We start from the raw sequence: 20,034 nt of genomic DNA on the forward strand, positions 1-20,034 counted from the left end.
GCAAAAAAGCAGGCAGCAAGGGAGGAAAAGGCCCGGAAGAAAGCAGAAAAAAGAGAGAAACGCAAGCCTGCGCAGCGACAGAAAAGCGCATCCGTTGAGCGGGGTGTCCAAAGACCGGGAAAGCCCTATCCGGAACATGCTGCCCGCCAGAAAGCTGTGAGTAGTACCGTGAACGGGGCAAAGAAGAAAGCAGATAAAAAGGCAGAGGAGAAGCGTCTGTCCGCCCAGAAGTCCATTCCCTACCGGGAAATGGCAAGGGATGGAATCTGCCGGGTGCAGGATAAATATTATTCCAAAACCATCCGTTTTTACGACATTAACTATCAGTTGGCACAGAATGAGGACAAAAATGCTATTTTTGAAAACTGGTGTGATTTCCTCAATTACTTTGACAGCAGTATCCATTTCCAGTTGTCGTTCATCAACCACCACAGCAACATGAAGGAATTTGAATCGGTCATCCAGATCAAGCCCCGGCATGACGCTTTTGATGATGTGCGCATGGAATACGCACAAATGCTGAAAAATCAGCTTGCCAAAGGCAATAACGGCCTGGTGCGGACGAAGTACATTACCTTTGGCGTGGAAGCGGAAAATATCCGGGAGGCAAAGCCGAAGCTGGAGCGGATCGAGACAGACATCCTGAATAACTTCAAAGTGCTTGGCGTGTCCGCTTACCCGTTGGATGGCCGGGAGCGTCTGCAGATCATGTACGAGACATTTAACCCGGAGGAGAAAGTGCCTTTCCAGTTTTCTTTCGACCAGGTAATGCGTTCCGGCATGGGGACAAAGGACTTTATCGCCCCTACAAGTTTCCTGTTTAAGAGTGGGAAAGATTTTATGATGGGGAATACCATCGGGGCAGTGTCCTACCTGCAGATCCTGGCCCCGGAGCTGACTGACCGGATGCTGGCGGAATTTCTGGATATGGACAGGAACCTGATCGTCAACCTGCATATCCAGTCTTTAGACCAGATGAAAGCCATCAAACTGGTGAAAAGCAAGGTGACGGACATTAACCGGATGAAGATCGAGGAGCAGAAAAAGGCAGTGCGTTCCGGATACGATATGGACATTATCCCGTCGGATTTGAATACTTACGGCGGGGAAGCAAAGCGCCTCCTGGAAGATCTCCAGTCCAGAAATGAGAGGATGTTCCTGGTGACGATTGTATTTCTGAATACGGCAAAGACGAAGCAGGAATTAGACAATGCGGTATTCCAGACGGCGGGCATTGCGCAGAAATATAACTGTTCCCTGCGCCGTCTGGATTATATGCAGGAGCCGGGGCTGATGAGCAGTCTCCCGCTGGGATTGAACCTGATCCCCATCAAGCGGGCGCTGACCACCACATCTACGGCTATTTTTGTGCCTTTCACAACCCAGGAATTATTTATGGAAGGGGAATCCCTTTACTATGGCTTGAACGCCCTTTCCAACAACATGATTATGGTTGACCGGAAGAAGCTGAAAAATCCAAACGGCCTGATCCTGGGAACACCTGGCTCTGGAAAATCCTTTTCGGCAAAGCGGGAGATTACTAACGCCTTTTTTGTTACCCAGGACGATATTATTATCGGAGATCCGGAGGGGGAATATTATCCCCTGGTCAATGCCCTGGGTGGGCAGGTAATCCATATCTCCCCCACAAGCCATGACTATATCAATCCCATGGACATCAACCTGGATTACTCAGATGATGATAACCCGCTGGGATTTAAGAGTGATTTTATCCTATCCCTGTGTGAGCTGATCATGGGGAGCCGCAACGGGATTGAAGCGGAGGAAAAGTCGGTGATTGACCGCTGTTTACCATTGGTGTATCAGAAATATTTTGAAGCGCCGGTGCCGGAAAATATGCCCATTCTGGGGGATCTCTATGATTGTCTGCGTCAGCAGAAAGAAGTGCAGGCACAGCGGATCGCTACAGCTCTGGAAATCTACGTCAACGGTTCCTTAAAAGTATTTAACCACCGTACCAACGTGGAGCTGAACAACCGGATCGTCTGCTTTGATATCAAAGACCTGGGGAAACAGTTGAAAAAGCTGGGGATGCTGATTGTTCAGGATCAGGTGTGGAACCGTGTGACAGTCAACCGGGCGGCGCATAAGTCTACCCGGTACTATATAGACGAGTTCCATCTTCTTTTAAAAGAGGAGCAGACAGCAGCTTATTCCGTGGAGATCTGGAAGCGTTTCCGTAAGTGGGGCGGCATTCCCACAGGCATCACACAGAACATTAAAGACCTGCTTGCCAGCCGGGAAATTGAGAACATTTTTGAAAACTCGGATTTTATTTATATGCTTAACCAGGCAGCGGGAGATCGGCAGATCTTAGCGAAACAGCTCAACATATCACCTCATCAGCTATCTTATGTGACGAACAGCGGGGAGGGAGAGGGGCTGATCTTTTATGGAAGCACCATTATCCCCTTTAAGGACAAGTTCGATAAGTCCCTGCGTCTGTATTCGTTGATGACAACCAAAGTATCTGACCTGGAGCAACAGGAAGGGAGGAAGCGGACGGAATGAACAGTTGTATTAAATGGGTAGGCGGAAAGAGACTTCTAAGAAAACAGATTTTAGCAGAGTTTCCGGAAGACTACACAAGATATGTGGAAGTGTTTGGAGGAGCTGCGTGGTTGCTGTTTGCAAGAGAAAGAGACAACAGAGTGGAAGTATATAACGACAGGAACCATAACCTGGTAAATCTTTTCCGGTGCATAAAATATCATGGCGAGGCACTGCAGGAGGAACTAAAGTGGTGCCTTGTTTCCCGTGAATTTTTTGAGGACGCCTTGCACAATTATCAAAATCCAGACTTGACGGATATACAGAGAGCAGCCCGGTTTTTTGTGCTAATTAAATGTAGTTTCGGGGCAAAGCTGCAGGATTTCAGCGGAGCAAGGGTATCATTGGTTAATACGGTCAGAAATTTAGAACAGTTTCAGGAAAGATTGAAAAATACTGTGATTGAGCAGATGGACTTTGAGAAACTGCTTATCCTTTATGACAAAAAAGATACCTTTTTCTATCTTGATCCACCATATTTTCAAGCAGAAAAGTATTATAGGGATTCTTTCAGTGAAAAAGACCATTTGCGGCTAAAAGAGGTTCTTGTAAGTTTAAAAGGAAAATTTTTACTGACATACAATGATTGTCCTTTTATCCGGACATTGTATCAACAATTCTCTATTGTGCCAATGGTAAGGCAGAACAACATGGCTTCTTGCAGCACTATGGGAGATTACCTGGAGATCATGATAAAGAATTATTAACAGTGTTTGAAAAGAATGGGGAGTGGTAACTGTATATGCAGGATCAGGAATACAAAGCCAGGGATAAAACTGTCCGCAAGATGAACCGGGACGGACTGACGGAGGAAAACCTGTACAATGGGGAGACTGTCCGTGTCAGCCACCGGGAGCGGGAGGAACGGATACTGCTAAAACAGGCAGAGGATGTTTCCTTCTCCCGGCAGGAGAAAGAGCCGGAGCAACCATCAGAGGGCAGGAAACGAAGGCAGAAATTAAAGAATCAGACGGAGGCAGGGCGGCCAGTGGATATTTCTCCTCATGCCGCCGGCAGGGAGAACGTAGAGACAGGCGATTTAGCCGGAACTAATCCTGCAATCCTTCCCGGTTCTGTGACAGGGAATACGGCAGAACCGGGACAGACGGAGCCTGCCGGGGAGGACAATCCGGCATCTGCCGCCCATGACAGTATCCGGGAGCAGTCCTTCCGCTCCGGAAACATCCGGGGGCATCCGTCCGATACGTCAGTGTTGTTGGAATCCGTGTCAGAGGTTTCCCACCTGCGGAAGAAAAAGCTGGTGCAGGAGTATGCCCGGAAAGGGCGAGGGAAACCGGAGGATGCCGCCGCCATGGAGGACTTCCGGGAGGAGATCAAAGGGAAAACCAAACGGGAGCAGATCCAGAAAGAACAGAAGAAGGCGAAGCGTTTATCCTTTGGGGATGAAGGAAACGGCATGGTGCGTGGGGCCGGTATGGGGATTTCAAAGAAGGCAGTTTCAGCGGCGGCAGGTTCCGCCGCTGTTTACGTCCATGGAAAAACCCATGAAGCAGAGCAGGAAAACACTGCCGTGGAAGGAGTCCACCGGGCAGAGCTGATGACAGAAAGCGCCCTCCGTTATGCCATGCACCGGACAAGCCGTGGCCTCCATAAGAGAAACGTCCGCCTTCAGGAAGCCGGTTACCTTGAAAGGGGGACAAGAAGCCTTCTGTATGAGACAGCACAGGAAGGCGGTGAGATAACAGCGCAGGCGGTAAAGAGCGCAGAGCAGGCCAAAAAGGGAATCCTGCAGAAGTTCTGGCAGAAACGCCAGTATCAGAAAGCGTACCGGGCAGCGAAAAAAGGAGAAAAGACAGCGGCAGGGACAGTAAAAGCCACGCAGACCATTGCTTCTAAAGCAAGGAGCGTGGCTTCTTCTGTGTTTGCAAGGAGTAAAGGCATCCTGGGCATTGCGGCGGCAGCCATGCTGTTCTTTGTGATGATCGCTTCCCTGATGGCAAGCTGCGGCGCTTCCATCCAGGGTGGAGCGGCTTCTACCATTGCCAGTACCACTTATGGGAGTACGGACGAGGATATTTATGCAGTGGAGGATGCGTATTCTGCGCTGGAGGCGGCGCTGAACGAACAGATCAACAGCATGGAAAGCCGCTATCCCGGATATGACGAGTACCGCTATCAGATTGATGAAATCTCTCACAACCCGTATCACCTGATTTCTTACTTTTCTGCAAAATATGGGGAATTTACCTATGAACAGGTAAAGGATGAAGTGGAGGAAATTTTTCAGCGCCAGTACAGCATTGCCACGGAAAGCACACGGGAAACCGTGACAGAAACAAAAATGGTGCGGGTGGGGGAATCCTTGGGGCAGGTCGTAACCAGCGGTTACTGCAGTTGTTCTATCTGCTGCGGGCAATGGGCCGGCGGTCCTACGGCAAGTGGTGTCTATCCCACAGCCAACCATACCATTGCCGTGGATGCTTCTAATCCTTTTGTGCCAATAGGAACAAAAGTCATTATGAATGGCGTAGAGTATGTGGTGGAGGATACGGGTGCTTTCGCCCGGTACGGGGTACAGTTTGATGTATATTACAGCGACCATGCCGCTGCATCTGCCCACGGGCACCAGACCTGGGAAGCTTATATTGCGGACGATAATGGAAGCCAGGAAGTGGAAGTGACAACCACACAGGAAGTGAACCGTCTGGATGTGACACTCACTAACCATGGGCTGGACGCCGTGCTGCGGGAGCTGATGGATGAGAATGAGGAAGGCCGGTATGACTTGTATAACGGCACATATGGAAACAGGGATTATCTGTTCGATACAGAAACCCTTCCAGGCGGGGGTGGTGATTTTGGCTATGAGATTCCGGCAGAAGCCCTGACCGACCAGAAATTTGCCAACATGATCCATGAGGCGGAAAAGTATCTGGGGTATCCCTATGTGTGGGGCGGCAGTTCCCCGTCTACCAGTTTCGATTGTTCAGGCTTCGTGAGCTGGGTGATCAATAACTGCGGCAATGGCTGGAATATCGGCAGGCAGACTACAGACGGATTGATGGGATACTGTTCCCAGGTTTCCACGTCGGAAGCAAAGCCGGGAGACCTGGTCTTTTTCCAGGGGACTTACGATACGCCGGGGGCAAGCCATGTGGGGATCTATGTGGGCGATAACATGATGATCCACTGCGGGAACCCTATCCAGTATACCAGTATAGCATCGTCCTACTGGCAGGAGCATTTCCTGGCCTTTGGACGCATCCATGGATAAATTTTTTTTAGAAGGAAGGTGTAAGGCATGAACCGGAAGCTGCACCGGGTTTTGGATGAGATCCAGAAAACGGAGAAGAAGATCGACGAGTGGCAGGAACATTTAAAAGAACTGAAACTGCTGGCAGAACAGCTTGAGAATGAGGAGATTATAAAAACCATCCGCTCCATGAAGCTGGACAGCCACCAGATGTTAGAGCTTCTGGAAGGGATTCAGGATGGGACAGTTTCTATTCCCATCATGGCAGAGGGGCCAGAAGAAACAGACGGGAAAGACGGCATAGAGCCGGAAGAAGATATGGAAGAAAAGGCGCAGGAGACAGCGCCGGAAAGTGAGGACAGGAAGCATGAAGAAATTTAACCGCTGGGTAATGGCGCTTGCGGTGGCGGGAGGCATCTTTTCCTCCACCGCCACGACAGCTTTTGCTTATGTGCCAGACCCACAGCAGACAGAGGCAGCCACAGAACCGATATCAGAAAACGAAGGGACAGTGATCCCGGAGCAGGAGGCTGCGGGGCAGACGGAAGGGACGCCCCAGGAGGAAACACAGGGCGGGGAAACGCCTTTTTCCATTCCGGGAAACGGGGAAGTGCTGGATGATAAGACGGGGGATGGAACGAAAGAATTTCTGACGATACAGACAAAAAATGGAAACACGTTCTTTTTAGTGCTAGACCGATCCAGCAATACGGAAAATGTCTATATGCTCTCCATGGTGGATGAAAATGATCTGGCGGAGTTTCTGGATGAGACAAAGACGGAAGAAGTGCCTCAGGTGGTGATCCCGGAGACGGAAGCGTTGGCAGAAAGCGAGACGGAGAGCGAAACCGGATCAGAACCGGTACAGCCGAAAGAGGAGGACGGCAGGAATACCGGGGCGCTCCTGGCAGTTGGCGTCCTGGCTGCGGGAGCGATTGGAGCCGGCTATTATTTTAAGGTTGTGAAGCCGAAGAAAGAGGAGTCTCAGGAGGACGGGGAGGACTTGGAGTTCTATGACGGCGGTACTTACGTCAATGAAGATCAGCCGGAAGAGGACGGTTCCACAGAGGAAGAAAATAATAAAGCATAAGTGTTGATGAAAGCAAAGGTATTAGAAGGGGGCAGCCAGGGAATTGGCTGCCCTTTCTCATACAGGCGAAAGCCGGAAAGGAGTATCCGATGTATTTGGTTTTAGGGGAGAAACCCAGCGTGGCCCTGGCCTATGCGAAAGTATTAGGGGCTAAGAAGCGTCAGGAAGGCTATCTGGAAGGAAACGGATGGCTGGTGAGCTGGTGCCTGGGGCATCTGGCGGAGTATGTGCCGCCGGAGGACTATGGGGAAAAGTATAAGAAGTGGGAATTTACTGACCTTCCCATCCTGCCGGATGAATGGCGGCTGGCTGTGGCGAAAGATAAAAAGACGCAGTTTGCAGTCTTAAAGAAGCTGCTGAACCGGAAGGATGTGGAGTATGTGGTCAACGGCTGTGACGCCGGACGTGAGGGGGAGCTGATTTTTGGCCGGGTTTATGAACTGTCCGGAAGCCGTCTGCCCATCAAGCGGATCTGGATCAGTTCTATGGAGGATTCTGCTATCCGGGAGGCATTTTCTTGCCTGAAAGACGGCGCAGAATACCGGAACCTCTACGAAGCGTCGGTCTGCCGTGCGAAAGCGGACTGGCTCATTGGGATGAACGCTACCAGGGCTTACACCACGAAATATTTTAAACGCCTGGTAGTAGGACGGGTACAGACGCCTACCCTGGCAATGTTGGTGGAACGGGGAGAGCAGATCACCCATTTCCAGAAAGAGAAATACTATAACCTCCATTTCGACTGCGGCGGGCTGGAGGCGGTAAAAGAGAAGCTGTTTGACACCGGAGAAGTCCGGCGGCTGCAGGAAGCCTGTGAGGGCGGGACAGCCGTGGCGGAATCCTGCGTATCAACGGAAAAGGCTGTTTCTCCGCCGAAGCTGTATGATCTGACCACGCTCCAGAGGGAGAGCAACCGTTATTTTGGCTATACGGCAAAGGAGACACTGGACTTTACCCAGAGCCTTTATGAAAAAAAACTGGTGACATATCCCCGGACAGACAGCCAGTATTTGACAGAGGATATGGGGCAGACTGCACGGCAGGCGGTTGCAATGGCGTGTGAGAAATATGGCTTTTCTTCTCTCTATCCGCTGGAGCCGGACGTAGAGCGCATGATGGATAACAGCAAAGTCTCAGATCACCATGCGATTATCCCCACGGCAGAGCTAAAGGCATATGAGCTGCAGGAGCTGTCCAAAGGGGAACAGGACATCCTTCAGCTCATCAGTGTCCGGCTGCTTTGTGCCGGGGCGCAGAAATACATTTATCAGGAAACAGAGATCACTGTATCCTGTGCCGGGGAAATATTTACGGCAAAAGGCAAAGTCATTCAGCAAATAGGATGGAAAGCGATAGAAGCAGAGTTCCGTAAGCATTTAGGCGTAAAAAGCCGGAAAGAAGGGGAGGAATTTTTCCTTCCTGATGTGGTAGAAGGCCAGACGTTCCATCCGGTTACGGTAAGCGTATCCGAGCATTTTACAACACCGCCGAAACCCTACAGCGAGGATACCCTGTTATCTGCCATGGAGACTGCCGGAAACCGGGAGTTTGATGCGGAAACAGAGAAAAAAGGGCTTGGCACACCGGCAACCAGGGCGTCCATTATTGAAAAACTGGTATCTTCTGGTTATGCCGTAAGAAAAGGGAAACAGCTTCTGGCTACCCAGGACGGGGCAGACCTGATCTCGGTGCTTCCGGAGTATCTGCGGTCAGCCGCCATGACTGCGGAGTGGGAGAACCGCCTGCTCCAGATTGAAAGAGGGGAGCTTCCCGGACAGGAGTTCCTGGACGGCATTGAGGAACTGATTGACCGGATGCTTCTGGAGTGCGGGGAATTGTCCGTGGAGGAGCAAAACCGTTTTTATCCCAGAGAGCAGATCGGCGTCTGCCCGGTGTGCGGCAGCCCGGTCTATGAAAGCAAGAGAAACTTCTTCTGTGGCAGCCGTGAGTGTGCCTTTGCCCTCTGGAAAGAGAACCGGTATCTGTCCGGGATGAAGAAAAGGATGGATAAAAAGATGGCGGCGGAGCTTTTAAAGGATGGGCGGACGTATGTGCCGGATCTGTATTCCCAGAAGAAGGGAAGAACCTTTGCGGCGTATCTCTGCCTGGATACGGAAGAAGGAAAAGCCAGTTTCCGCCTGGAGTTCCCGAAAAAGAAAAACAAAAAATGAAAATCCTCCCCGGCAGGGAACCGGGGAGGGCGGGATTATACAAGAGGGGCAAGACAGTTTTTACCTGTATGAAGCAGACGCCCCAGCCAGCGCCATACAGGGATAATTTATGATTTACAGGAGGATCTACATGGCAAAAATCAATGACATCCGTTTCCTGGCACGGGAGACGGCAAAAGAAGTCAGCGGTTCCCCACGGGACTGGATGGGGTATCTGGACACGGCTTCCAGACTCTACCGCTATCCGTTCTCAGATACTCTTTTGATCCACGCCCAGCGTCCGGACGCAACGGCCTGTGCGGAGCTGGAAGTGTGGAATGAGAAGATGCGCCGGTGGGTAAACCGGGGAGCGAAGGGGATCGCCCTGATCGACGACACCGGGCCGAGGCGTGCCCTGCGGTATGTATTTGACGTATCAGACACCCACCCGGTAAGGGGCGGCAAGACGCCGTACCTGTGGCGGATGAAAGAAGAACAGCAGGAAATGATTTTGAACCATCTGGCAGATACTTATGGGCTGGATGGAGACGGGGCTTCTGACCTGGCTGCAGCGCTGCGGCAGATTGCGGAGGAGATGGCAGCTGACAGCCTGGAGGAAGCCATGGACGGCATAGGGTATGCCATCCCCGGTACATTCCTGGAAGGGCTGGATGACGATACCATCCGGGTGGAGTTCCGTACCCTTCTTGCAAACAGCGCTTTTTATTCCCTGGCACGGCGCTGTGGGTTAGAACCTATGGAATACCTGGAGGAAGCGGATTTCTCAAGCATTACAGATTATAATGATCTGTCTGTCCTGGCTTTCCTGGGAAATGCCACCAGCCAGCTTGTGGAACCGATACTCCGTGATATTGGACGGACGATCCGGCAGGCGGAATTGGAAGAATGGAGAAAGCAGGCGGAAGAATCCCATGGAAAACCAGAAAAAACAGTTGCAAAAAAGAAGGAAGTACTTTATAATAAATTTAACACGTTAATTCGTGAAAGTGAAAATGATGAAGGAGGGAAAACGAATGGAACTGACCTATCACCGCAAGGGAGATTACCTGTTTCCGAACCTGACGCTTCAGGAGGAACCGCAGACCATCGGGAAATACGGGATGCTGCGGAGGACATACCTGAAAGAATACAAGAAGAACCTGTACCAGAGCCTGCTGATGAGCGGGAAGCTGGACAGCCACCTGCAGGAGATCGAGCAGGCAGCGCAGAATCGGATGGAGAACATGATGGAAAGGCTGCTTATGAAGTATCCGGCTCCAGACAAAGAGACAGATCAGATGGCGTGGACAGCACACATGAACAGCCTGACACAGATGGCGGAGGAAACCGTGCTGACGGAATTGGTATACAGCTAAGCAAAGAAACAACCGAACAGGATTTGAGTGAAGCAGAGGAAGAAGCAGCCTCTGCTTTTTCTTTGCCCGAACTGCCTACGGTAGAACAGCAGATCCGCACCATTGAGGAACGGCAGGCTGCTTTGTATGCCGGGGAGACAGCGATCCCAGCAGATGTGATTGATGAAGTTTTAAGAAAAGGCGGCAACCGTGACAGGAGCCATCTGCGAATCATTTATAATTTTATGATGGAGCAGACGCCGGAGGAATATACGGATTTTGTGCGCCGGGAATACGGTACGGGCGGTATTGGGCTTGTGATCGGCGGGAAAGAGTATTCTGTCTGGTATAACGAGCTGGGGATGCAGATTGCCGTGGGGCATACGGTACATGATCGGATTCTGGATAAAACATTTTTGTCCTGGGAGGATGTGTCTGGAAGGATTCAACAACTATTAAAGCAAGGGGAATATGCCCCGCAGTCTGTACTGGATGCAGCAAGGGATAACGCCCTGAAAGAACATGCCCAGACCCTTCTTTATATGGAGCGTGACCTTGCGGAGGGGGTAGCGGAATTAGTATTTGCGGATACGGAGCCATTCCGGGGCGGTTTCCCGGAGGCAACAGAAAAAGTCAGCGCTTTGTTAGACCAGCCGGAGTATCTGGCAGACTTAAATGAGCGGCTTGCAGGACTGGCAGAAGCTTTTGAGATGGACAAAGAGCTGATGCGTTTCCCTTGGTATCGCCCGGATAAGGTGGCGGCACAGTTCCAGAAGTTTGCAAAAGAAGCCATTCCTTACCAGGCCAGGGAGGAATTTCAGTGGCAGGAACATGAGGTTTTTATTACCCAGGATGAGATTGACGTTTTCCTCACCAGGGGCGGCCCATACTCTGACGGGCGGCTTTCCACTTATGCGTTTTTTATCCAGGAGAAAACTGCAAAGGAAAAGGCGGATTTCTTAAAAGAGCAGTATGGGATCGGCGGGTGCAGCCACGCCTTGAGCGGGGCGGATGATTCCCATGCAGACTATGACGGGAAAGGCATTAAACTCTGCCGGGGGGATTATTTAAAGCCAGCAGCCACGGAACTGCTGAAATGGCCCCAGGCGGCAAAGCGTGTCCAGCAGCTCATAGATCAGGGAATGTACCTGAAAGCCGGGGATTATTCCCGTATGCCGGCCTATGAGCGGGAAGTTCTGGCCAGGAGGGTCATTGGTTTTTATTCCCGTATGCCGGAGGAAATCGAACGCCCATTTAAGGCGGATCTGCTGAATGAAGATGCCAGGAAACGCCTGCCGGGGATTTTAGAAGAACCGGAGACAGCGGAAAGGCTTGTGTCGCAGATGGACGCTGCCCTTGCCGCCCTGCCACTGGATTTCCCGGAGTATGAGGAGCGGGCGGAGACGCTCTCGGTGATCCATGATTATATAGAGGGAACCTATACGATTTTCCCGGAGAAAAAGAAAGCGATTGAAATCGAGGGGACAGGACAGCAGTTGTCCCTTTTTGATTTTATGGGGGATGGCATAGAGGAGCCGGAAGCGCCGGAATCTGCGGCGGAGAAAGAAGAAAATGCGGAGACGCTTCCGGAAACTGCAGCAGAGAATGAGGAGGAAACACACACACCTGTTCTGGAGACACAGAAAATGGATGAACCAGGGCAGGAAGCGGAATTAGAACCAGAAAAACAGGAGCCAGAGAGAGCAGAGATTTTAAAGCCGGGACAGCCGGGGGCAACTTTATCGGATGAAGAACTGGACGAAGCCTATGCCGCCATGGAAGAAAACATTCAGGATACTATGGAGCAGGCAGGCGTCTCTTTTGAACTGTTTTCCCCGGAGCAGATGGATGTGATTTATGCCGCTGCTGAAAAAGGGCAGGATATAGCGCCGGTTTTAAATCCGGAGTTTTCCCCGGAACAGATGCAGTTGATTCTTGACGTACTGGAACGTCTGGAGACGGACAATCAGGCGGTGGTAAAGCGGGAGCTTTCGCACCTTACCACAGAAGTGATGTCCCTGGACACCATCAACACCATCCGGCAGTATTACCATATCCCCCTGGAGCCGGAGAAAAAGGAGCCGGCCCCGGCTGCAGAACGGCAGGAAAGGGCGGTCAATTTCCGTATCACCGATGATGCCCTTGGAACCGGGAGTCCGAAAGATAAGTTTCGTGCCAACATGGACGCTATCCGGCTGCTTCATCAGATCGAGCAAGAAGGGCGGACAAGCGCCACACCGGAAGAACAGGAAGTCCTATCCCGCTATGTGGGCTGGGGCGGCCTGCAGGAAGCCTTTGAAGAACGGAATGAAGCCTGGGCGGACGAATTTATTGAACTGTATACGGAGCTTGACCCGGAGGAATACAAGGCGGCACGGGAATCCACGTTAAGCGCTTTTTATACGCCGCCGGTTGTGATCAAAGCTATGTATGAAGCCCTGGGAAATATGGGTTTAGAGAAAGGAAATGTGTTGGAGCCGTCCTGCGGGATCGGGAACTTCCTGGGGCTTGTGCCGGAGGGCATGGATAACCTGAAGATGTACGGCGTGGAGCTGGACAGCATTTCCGGCAGGATCGCAAAGCTCCTTTACCCGGAAGCAGACATTACCATCAATGGATTTGAAAAGACCCAGTTCCCGGACGGCTTTTTTGACGTGGCGGTAGGGAATATCCCCTTTGGAGGCTATAAGCTCATAGACCGGCGTTATGACAGGCAGAAATTTTTTGTCCATGATTATTTTATCGCAAAGACCATTGATAAGGTGCGCCCCGGTGGGGTGATCGCTTTTGTCACATCCAACGGGAGCAGCGGCGGAACCATGGACAAGAAAGACGCAAGTTCCAGGGAATATATCGCCCAGCGGTGCGACCTGTTGGGAGCCATCCGTCTGCCGAACAATGCGTTCCAGGCCAATGCCGGGACAAGGATGAACACGGATATTTTGTTCCTGCAGAAACTGGACGCTCCCCGGATACTTGGGAAGGAAGTGCCGGAGTGGGTACAGGCGGATGAGATCCTGCGGGAAGAATATACCAATGACAAGGGAGAAACCTCCTATAACTTTATTACGGTCAACCGCTATTTCCAGAACCATCCGGAGATGGTGCTGGGGGAGCAGAAGATCGTTTCCGGCCCCTATGGGCCGCAGCTTGTCTGCCAGCCCATAGCAGGTGCAGACCTTGGAGAGCAGTTAAAGGAAGCGGTCAGTCATATCCACGGCACGATCACGGAAATGGAACTGGAGGATTCTGATTTAGGGGAGATTGACACGTCCATCCCGGCAGACCCGTCCATTAAAAATTTCAGTTTTGCCAACGTGGACGGTGTTGTGTATTACCGGGAAAATTCCCGGATGAACCGGATGGAGCTGCCTGCTATGACAACGGAGCGTGTGCTGGGAATGATTGAGCTGCGTGACTTGACGCAGGAGCTTCTCCAGTGCCAGCTAGAGGACGGAAGTGACGAAAAAGTCCATGCCCTTCAGGAAAAGCTAAATCAGACATACGATAAGTTTACTGGGAGATACGGGCTGATCAGCAGCAATGCCAACAAGCGGGCCTTTTCCCAGGACAGCAGCTACTGCCTGCTCTCTTCCCTGGAGATCCTGGACGAAGAAGGGAACCTGAAACGGAAAGCCGACATCTTTACCAAACGGACGATCCGGAAGCCGGAGGCGGTAACATCCGTGGATACGGCAAGCGAAGCCCTGGCGGTGTCTATCGGGGAACGGGCCAAAGTGGACGTGCCTTTTATGGCACAGCTTTCCGGGAAAACAGAGGAAGAAGTGGCGGAGGAACTGGCCGGGGTGATCTTTAAAAACCCGGTGACAGAAAGCTGGGAGACCTCGGATGAATACCTATCCGGAAATGTGCGGGAGAAGCTGGAGACAGCCAGAACATTTGCGAAAAATCATCCGGAATATGCCATCAATGTGCAGGCGCTGGAGCGGGTGCAGCCGAAAGATCTGGATGCGTCAGAAATCGAGGTACGCCTTGGCGCTACCTGGATCGAGCCGGCGTATATCACCCAGTTTATGGGGGAACTGTTTGGCACACCGGATTATCTGCTTGGACGGCAGATCGAGGTGAAGTATGCCCCGGTCAACGGCCAGTGGAATGTGAGCGGGAAAAATGCGGACTACCGCAATCTCCGTGTGACGGCCACTTATGGCACCCAGCGGGCCAATGCTTACCGTTTGTTGGAAGATGCCTTAAACCTGCGGGACACAAAGATTTATGATACGGTGCAGGAGGACGGCACGGAAAAGCGAGTCCTCAATAAGAAAGAAACTATGCTGGCGCAGCAGAAACAGGAGATGATCCGGGAGGAATTTAAGGAATGGATCTTCCGGGATATGGACAGGCGGGAGACGCTGTGCAGGAAATACAATGAGCTTTTCAACAGTATCCGGCCCCGTGAGTATGACGGCAGCCATATCCAGTTTGCCGGGATGACACCGGAGATTACGCTGATGCCCCACCAGAAGAACGCTGTTGCCCATATCCTTTACGGGCATAACACGCTGCTTGCCCATTGCGTGGGCGCAGGCAAGACTTTTCAGATGATCGCTGCCGGCATGGAGAGTAAGCGGCTGGGACTGTCGCAGAAGAACCTGTATGTGGTGCCGAACCACCTGACCGAGCAATGGGGAAGCGACTTCCTGCGGCTTTATCCAAACGCCAACGTGCTGGTGGCGACAAAGAAAGATTTTGAGCCGGCCAACCGGAAGAAGTTCTGTTCCCGGATCGCCACCGGGGATTATGATGCTATCATTATCGGGCACAGCCAGTTTGAGCGGATTCCCCTGTCCAGGGAGCGACAGGCAATGTCCATTGAAAAGCAGATCGACGAGATCACCATGGCTATAGAGGAAGCTGCGGAACAGGAAGGGAGCCGTTATACGGTAAAGCAGATGGAAAAGACCAGGAAGAACCTGGAGACAAAACTGGAGCGCCTCAACGACCAGAGCCGGAAAGATGATGTGGTGACGTTTGAGCAGCTAGGGGTAGACCGGCTGTTTGTGGATGAGAGCCATTTTTATAAGAACCTTTTTCTTTATACAAAAATGAGGAATATTGCGGGGATCGCACAGACGGACGCACAGAAAAGCTCAGATATGTTCGCTAAGTGCCAGTATTTAGATGAGATCACCGGCGGGCGTGGGGTGACGTTTGCCACAGGGACGCCTGTTTCCAACAGTATGGTGGTGCGCCCGTAAGGGGCTGTAATAATCTTACCTTGAGCAAGTAATAGGGCAAGGTATCAAAGCGGAATAATCCGCACCCTATCGTCACCCGACTTATCCAAAAGGGGAAACCCGATGGGGAGTGTAGCATGTCGGAGGGCACGAAACACGGAAACTTCCAAAGTGTTTGCGTGGTAGTGGCGAAAAGTTATGAATAAGGATGAAAGCTAAACTGCCTGAATGACAGTCGGAGATTGGGCAAAATGTTGCTCCATGCGTAAGGAAGTTATACTCGCATGTACTCTGGTGGATATGAGTCGGCCATGCGTATCCACAAGATACCCAGAGTAAATCAGCCATAGGATAATGGAAAACGACGAACGTCACATCCGAAATCATAACAGGCTTATGTTATTACAGTTCTAAACGGGGATTGCCTAAGGTAAAATGCCGAAAATCGGCTATGAGTGCTATGAGAAAAGTGACTCTGAATATTTACTATGGCAACAGAGTCTCCGTAGTAGTCCGAGGACGGGAAAGCCGTCCACATGGCGAAGGGAGACAGTCTTTCTTCAATACAAATAATAAGGAAAGGTGCGTGAGGCATTATGAGAAGTCCCGAAAATGTATTGAAAAGTTTAAGTGAAAAAGCAAAAAACAAAGAGTACAGGTACGAGAGATTATACCGTAACCTGTACAACCCAGAGTTCTATCTGCTTGCATACCAGAATATTGCGACCTCTCAGGGGAGCATGACGGCAGGTGCAGACGGATTCACTCTTGACGGTATGAGCATGGAGCGCATTGAAAAGCTCATTCAGAAGCTGAGAGACCACTCATACCAGCCGAACCCTGCAAGGCGTGTTTATATTGCGAAGAAAAACAGCAGTAAAAAGCGCCCATTGGGGATTCCGTCAACGGACGATAAACTGTTACAGGAAGTTGTCCGTATGATACTTGAAGCAATCTATGAGCCGACATTCTCTGATAATTCACATGGTTTCAGACCGAAAAGAAGTTGCCACACAGCGTTAAAAGAAATCGTAACGCTGTTCACTGGTGCAAAGTGGATAATCGAAGGAGACATTAAGGCTTGTTTTGACAGCTTCGACCACCATATCACAATACAGCTTTTGAGAAAGCGCATAAAAGATGAAGCGTTCATATCGCTGATGTGGAAGTTTCTAAGGGCAGGATATATGGAACAGTGGACATACCATGAAACGTACTCCGGCAGTCCACAAGGCTCCGGTGTCAGTCCGATACTTGCCAACATCTATCTGAATGAACTTGATGAGTTCATGGCAAGGATGAAAAAGAGTTTTGACAAAGGCGATACAAGAAGCCGTAAAGTCCACAAAGACCATGATAAGGTACGCTGGGCTTATCGGAAAGCGCAGAAAAATCTGGAAATAGAGCGCACAGAAGCAAACCTAGCAGCATTTAAAGAAGCAAGGAAAGTGATGTTGTCCACACCACATTTAGACGAGATGGATGAGAATTACAAAAGACTTCAATACAACCGTTACGCTGACGATTTCCTGATTTCAATAACAGGTTCAAAGCAGGATGCTGAAAATATCAAGGAACAGGTAAAGATATTTCTAAAAGACAAGCTAAATCTCACAATGTCGGAGGAGAAAACTCACGTTACCCATTCCTCTGAAAAGGTGCGGTATCTTGGATACGACATAAGAATATCAAGAAGTCAGGACACAAAGCGGACGAAAAAAGGTCTGCAACGGGTGTGGTATGGAAAAGTGCAGTTATATATGCCGAAAGAAAAATGGATTGCGAAACTGCACGAATACGGTGCGTTTAAAATCAAAAAAGACGAAAACGGCAAAGAGATTTGGAAGCCACTCCACAGAGGGGCGCTTATGCCATTAGACGATGTGGCAATCATCAGTAAATATAATTCTGAAATCAGAGGATTGTACAATTATTACAGGTTAGCAATCAATGTATGCAATCTGGGGAAATTTCATTCTATCATGCGTGGAAGCTGTTTAAAGACGTTGGCGGCAAAATATAATTCTTCTGTTATGAAGATGTATAAGAAATACCGTAGCGTAAAGGGCGACTTTGGCGCAGATTACAAAACCAAGAGTGGAACAAAGCGGTGTGAGTTTTACAATGAAGGATTTAGGCGTAATAACAATATCGCACCTGAATTTGTAGACATTATGCCGAAATACAGAGGGCAGATAAAACCGAATAGTCTTGCAGGACGTTTAAAAAGCGGACAATGCGAGATGTGCGGAGCAAACCCCGTGAAAGTGTATATGCACCATGTAAAGCGCTTAAAAGATTTGAACGCTGATAATGAATTTGATGAACTGATGTTACTGAAAAGGCGGAAGTCATTGGCTCTCTGCCCGAAATGCTACGAAGAAGCAAAGACAAAATCACTTAAACTATGAAAGATGGCGAGCCGTGTACATCGAGAGGTGTAAGCACGGTTCTGGAGGGGGTTACGCCAAGACCACGGACGAAAGGAAGTATGGCGTGGCGTTTCCTACCTTATGAGCTTTATACCATTATGCGCTACTTACAATATGACACCCTCCAGGCGATGGGGCTAGGGCATTTCGATTCCTGGGCCGCCGCTTTTGGGGAGACAGTGACGGCGATTGAATTATCGCCGGAAGGGACGGGCTACCGTGCAAAAACACGGTTTGCCCGTTTTTTTAATCTTCCAGAGCTGATTTCCCTGTTTAAAGAGTCAGCGGACATTCAGACAGCGGATATGCTCCACCTTCCGGTGCCGGAAGCGGAGTATATCAATGAGGTGCTGAAGCCCAGTCCAGAGCAGGAAGATCTGGTCAGTACCTTTGCTGACCGGGCGGAGATGGTGCGCTCCGGCCTGGTGGAGCCTCGTGAAGACAACATGCTCAAGATCACCAATGACGGACGAAAGTGCGCCCTGGATCAGCGGCTCATCAACGATATGCTCCCGGATTTCCCGGACAGCAAGGTAAACCGCTGTGTAAAAAATGCCTTTGACATCTGGCAGGAAACCGCACAGAACCGTTCTACCCAGCTTATTTTCTGCGACCTTTCCACACCGAAGAATGACGGCACTTTTAATGTATATGATGACGTGCGGGAAAAACTGGTGGCAAGAGGTATCCCCAGGGAGGAGATTGCTTTTATCCATGAAGCAGGTACAGAGGCAAAAAAAGCGGAACTGTTCGCAAAGGTGCGTTCCGGGAAGGTGCGCATTCTCCTTGGATCTACGCCAAAGCTGGGGGCAGGCACAAATATCCAGGACAGGCTCATTGCCCTCCATCATCTGGACTGCCCCTGGAAACCGGCAGATCTGGAACAACAGGAGGGGCGTATTCTCCGGCAGGGAAACCAGAATAAGAAAGTAAAGATCTTCCGGTATGTGACAGAAAACACTTTCGATGCCTATATGTGGCAGATTTTGGAGAATAAGCAGAAGTTTATCAGCCAGATTATGACGAGTAAAAGCCCTGTCCGTGCCTGTGAGGATGTGGACGATGCGGCCCTTTCCTATGCGGAAATCAAGGCTCTGGCTACGGGAAATCCCTATATCAAGGAAAAGATGGATCTGGATATTCAGGTGAGCAAGTTAAAGCTGATGAAAGCCAACCACACCAGCCAAAAGTACCGTCTGGAGGAGGATATAGCGAAGAATTATCCCATGCAGATTACAGCGGCGAAAGAGCGGCTGGAGGGGCTGAAAGCAGACTTCCAGGCGGTGAAGCCGCTCCTGGAAAAAGGCAGGGAAAAAGACGAGTTTTCCATAACGATTGGCGGCAAGGAATACACCGACAGGAAAGAAGCAGGGACGGCACTGATCGCCGCCTGCACCGGATTAAAGGCGGTGAAAACCTCCGGGCAGATCGGGGAATTTTACGGTTTTCAGATGAGTGCGGAGTTTGACAGCTTTAACCAGAAATATATGGTGACGCTGAAACGCCAGTGCAGCTATAAAGTGGAGATTGGAAAGGACGCCCTGGGGAACCTGCAGAGGATCAGCAACGCTTTATCCGGCATAGAAAGGAAAGCGGCGGAGACACAGCAGAAGCTGGAAACCTTACAGCAGCAGTTAGAGACAGCGAAAGAGGAAGTGGCAAAGCCTTTTGAGAAAGAACAGGAGCTGACTGAGAAGTCGGAGCGGCTGGCAGAGTTAAATTCCCTGTTAAATATGGACGAAAAAGGCCCCTCAGAAGCCCTTGGGACAGAGGATGTGACAGTGGCGGCTGACCTTGCGAGGAGCCCGGTGAACTATGCCGGCAGGGTGGCGGAGGAAGCGGTTGTGGCGGACACCCGCCGCAGGCCGTCGGTGCTTGGAAAACTGAAAGAAGTCCAGGAGCGGATCGCCGCCGGACAGCAGAAAATAGTGAAAAATGAGAGAAAACTGGAACCGCAGTTATAAAGGAAAGAAAAGCAGAACGTTCCCGCCGTGGCAGGCGGCGGGGGCTTTAAGGAGGGCAGT

Annotated in this window: 8 protein-coding genes and 1 pseudogene; all 9 read left to right on the top strand. The window is 50.7% G+C overall.

Translation table 11 applies throughout. The annotated features are described in order from the left end of the window. Positions 1-156 precede the first annotated feature (156 nt). Positions 157-2,532, top strand: a complete 2,376-nt coding sequence (locus tag EFA47_RS03885; RefSeq protein WP_070088795.1) for a VirB4-like conjugal transfer ATPase, CD1110 family — start codon at positions 157-159, stop codon at positions 2,530-2,532. Then, on the top strand, positions 2,529-3,278 hold the full coding sequence (locus tag EFA47_RS03890) for a DNA adenine methylase (protein WP_070088764.1): 750 nt from the start codon (positions 2,529-2,531) through the stop codon (positions 3,276-3,278). Before EFA47_RS03885 ends, EFA47_RS03890 begins: the two co-directional genes overlap by 4 nt. 35 nt (positions 3,279-3,313) lie before the next feature. Next, complete coding sequence (locus EFA47_RS03895; RefSeq protein ID WP_070088765.1) at positions 3,314-5,806, top strand: C40 family peptidase; 2,493 nt, start codon at positions 3,314-3,316, stop codon at positions 5,804-5,806. Positions 5,807-5,833: 27 nt separating this feature from the next. Continuing rightward, positions 5,834-6,166 (top strand): DUF4315 family protein, encoded by a 333-nt coding sequence (locus EFA47_RS03900; protein WP_070088766.1) that lies wholly within the window; start codon positions 5,834-5,836, stop codon positions 6,164-6,166. Continuing rightward, entirely contained in the window at positions 6,153-6,875 is a 723-nt protein-coding gene (locus tag EFA47_RS03905; protein ID WP_070088767.1) for a CD1107 family mobile element protein, read from the top strand. Before EFA47_RS03900 ends, EFA47_RS03905 begins: the two co-directional genes overlap by 14 nt. An 89-nt stretch (positions 6,876-6,964) precedes the next feature. After that, a complete protein-coding gene (locus tag EFA47_RS03910; RefSeq protein ID WP_070088768.1) occupies positions 6,965-9,046 on the top strand; it encodes a type IA DNA topoisomerase in 2,082 nt (693 codons plus the stop codon). 130 nt (positions 9,047-9,176) lie between these two features. Then, positions 9,177-15,599, top strand: coding sequence for a DEAD/DEAH box helicase family protein (locus EFA47_RS20625; RefSeq protein WP_122642082.1), 6,423 nt, complete (start codon positions 9,177-9,179; stop codon positions 15,597-15,599). 575 nt (positions 15,600-16,174) lie between these two features. Continuing rightward, positions 16,175-17,989, top strand: coding sequence for a reverse transcriptase/maturase family protein (locus EFA47_RS03925; protein WP_002576337.1), 1,815 nt, complete (start codon positions 16,175-16,177; stop codon positions 17,987-17,989). A gap of 104 nt (positions 17,990-18,093) precedes the next feature. Then, positions 18,094-19,974: pseudogene (locus EFA47_RS03930) on the top strand (helicase-related protein); the annotation flags it as partial. Positions 19,975-20,034 lie beyond the last annotated feature (60 nt).

The organism is Luxibacter massiliensis (assembly GCF_900604355.1).
Taxonomy (GTDB): domain Bacteria; phylum Bacillota; class Clostridia; order Lachnospirales; family Lachnospiraceae; genus Luxibacter; species Luxibacter massiliensis.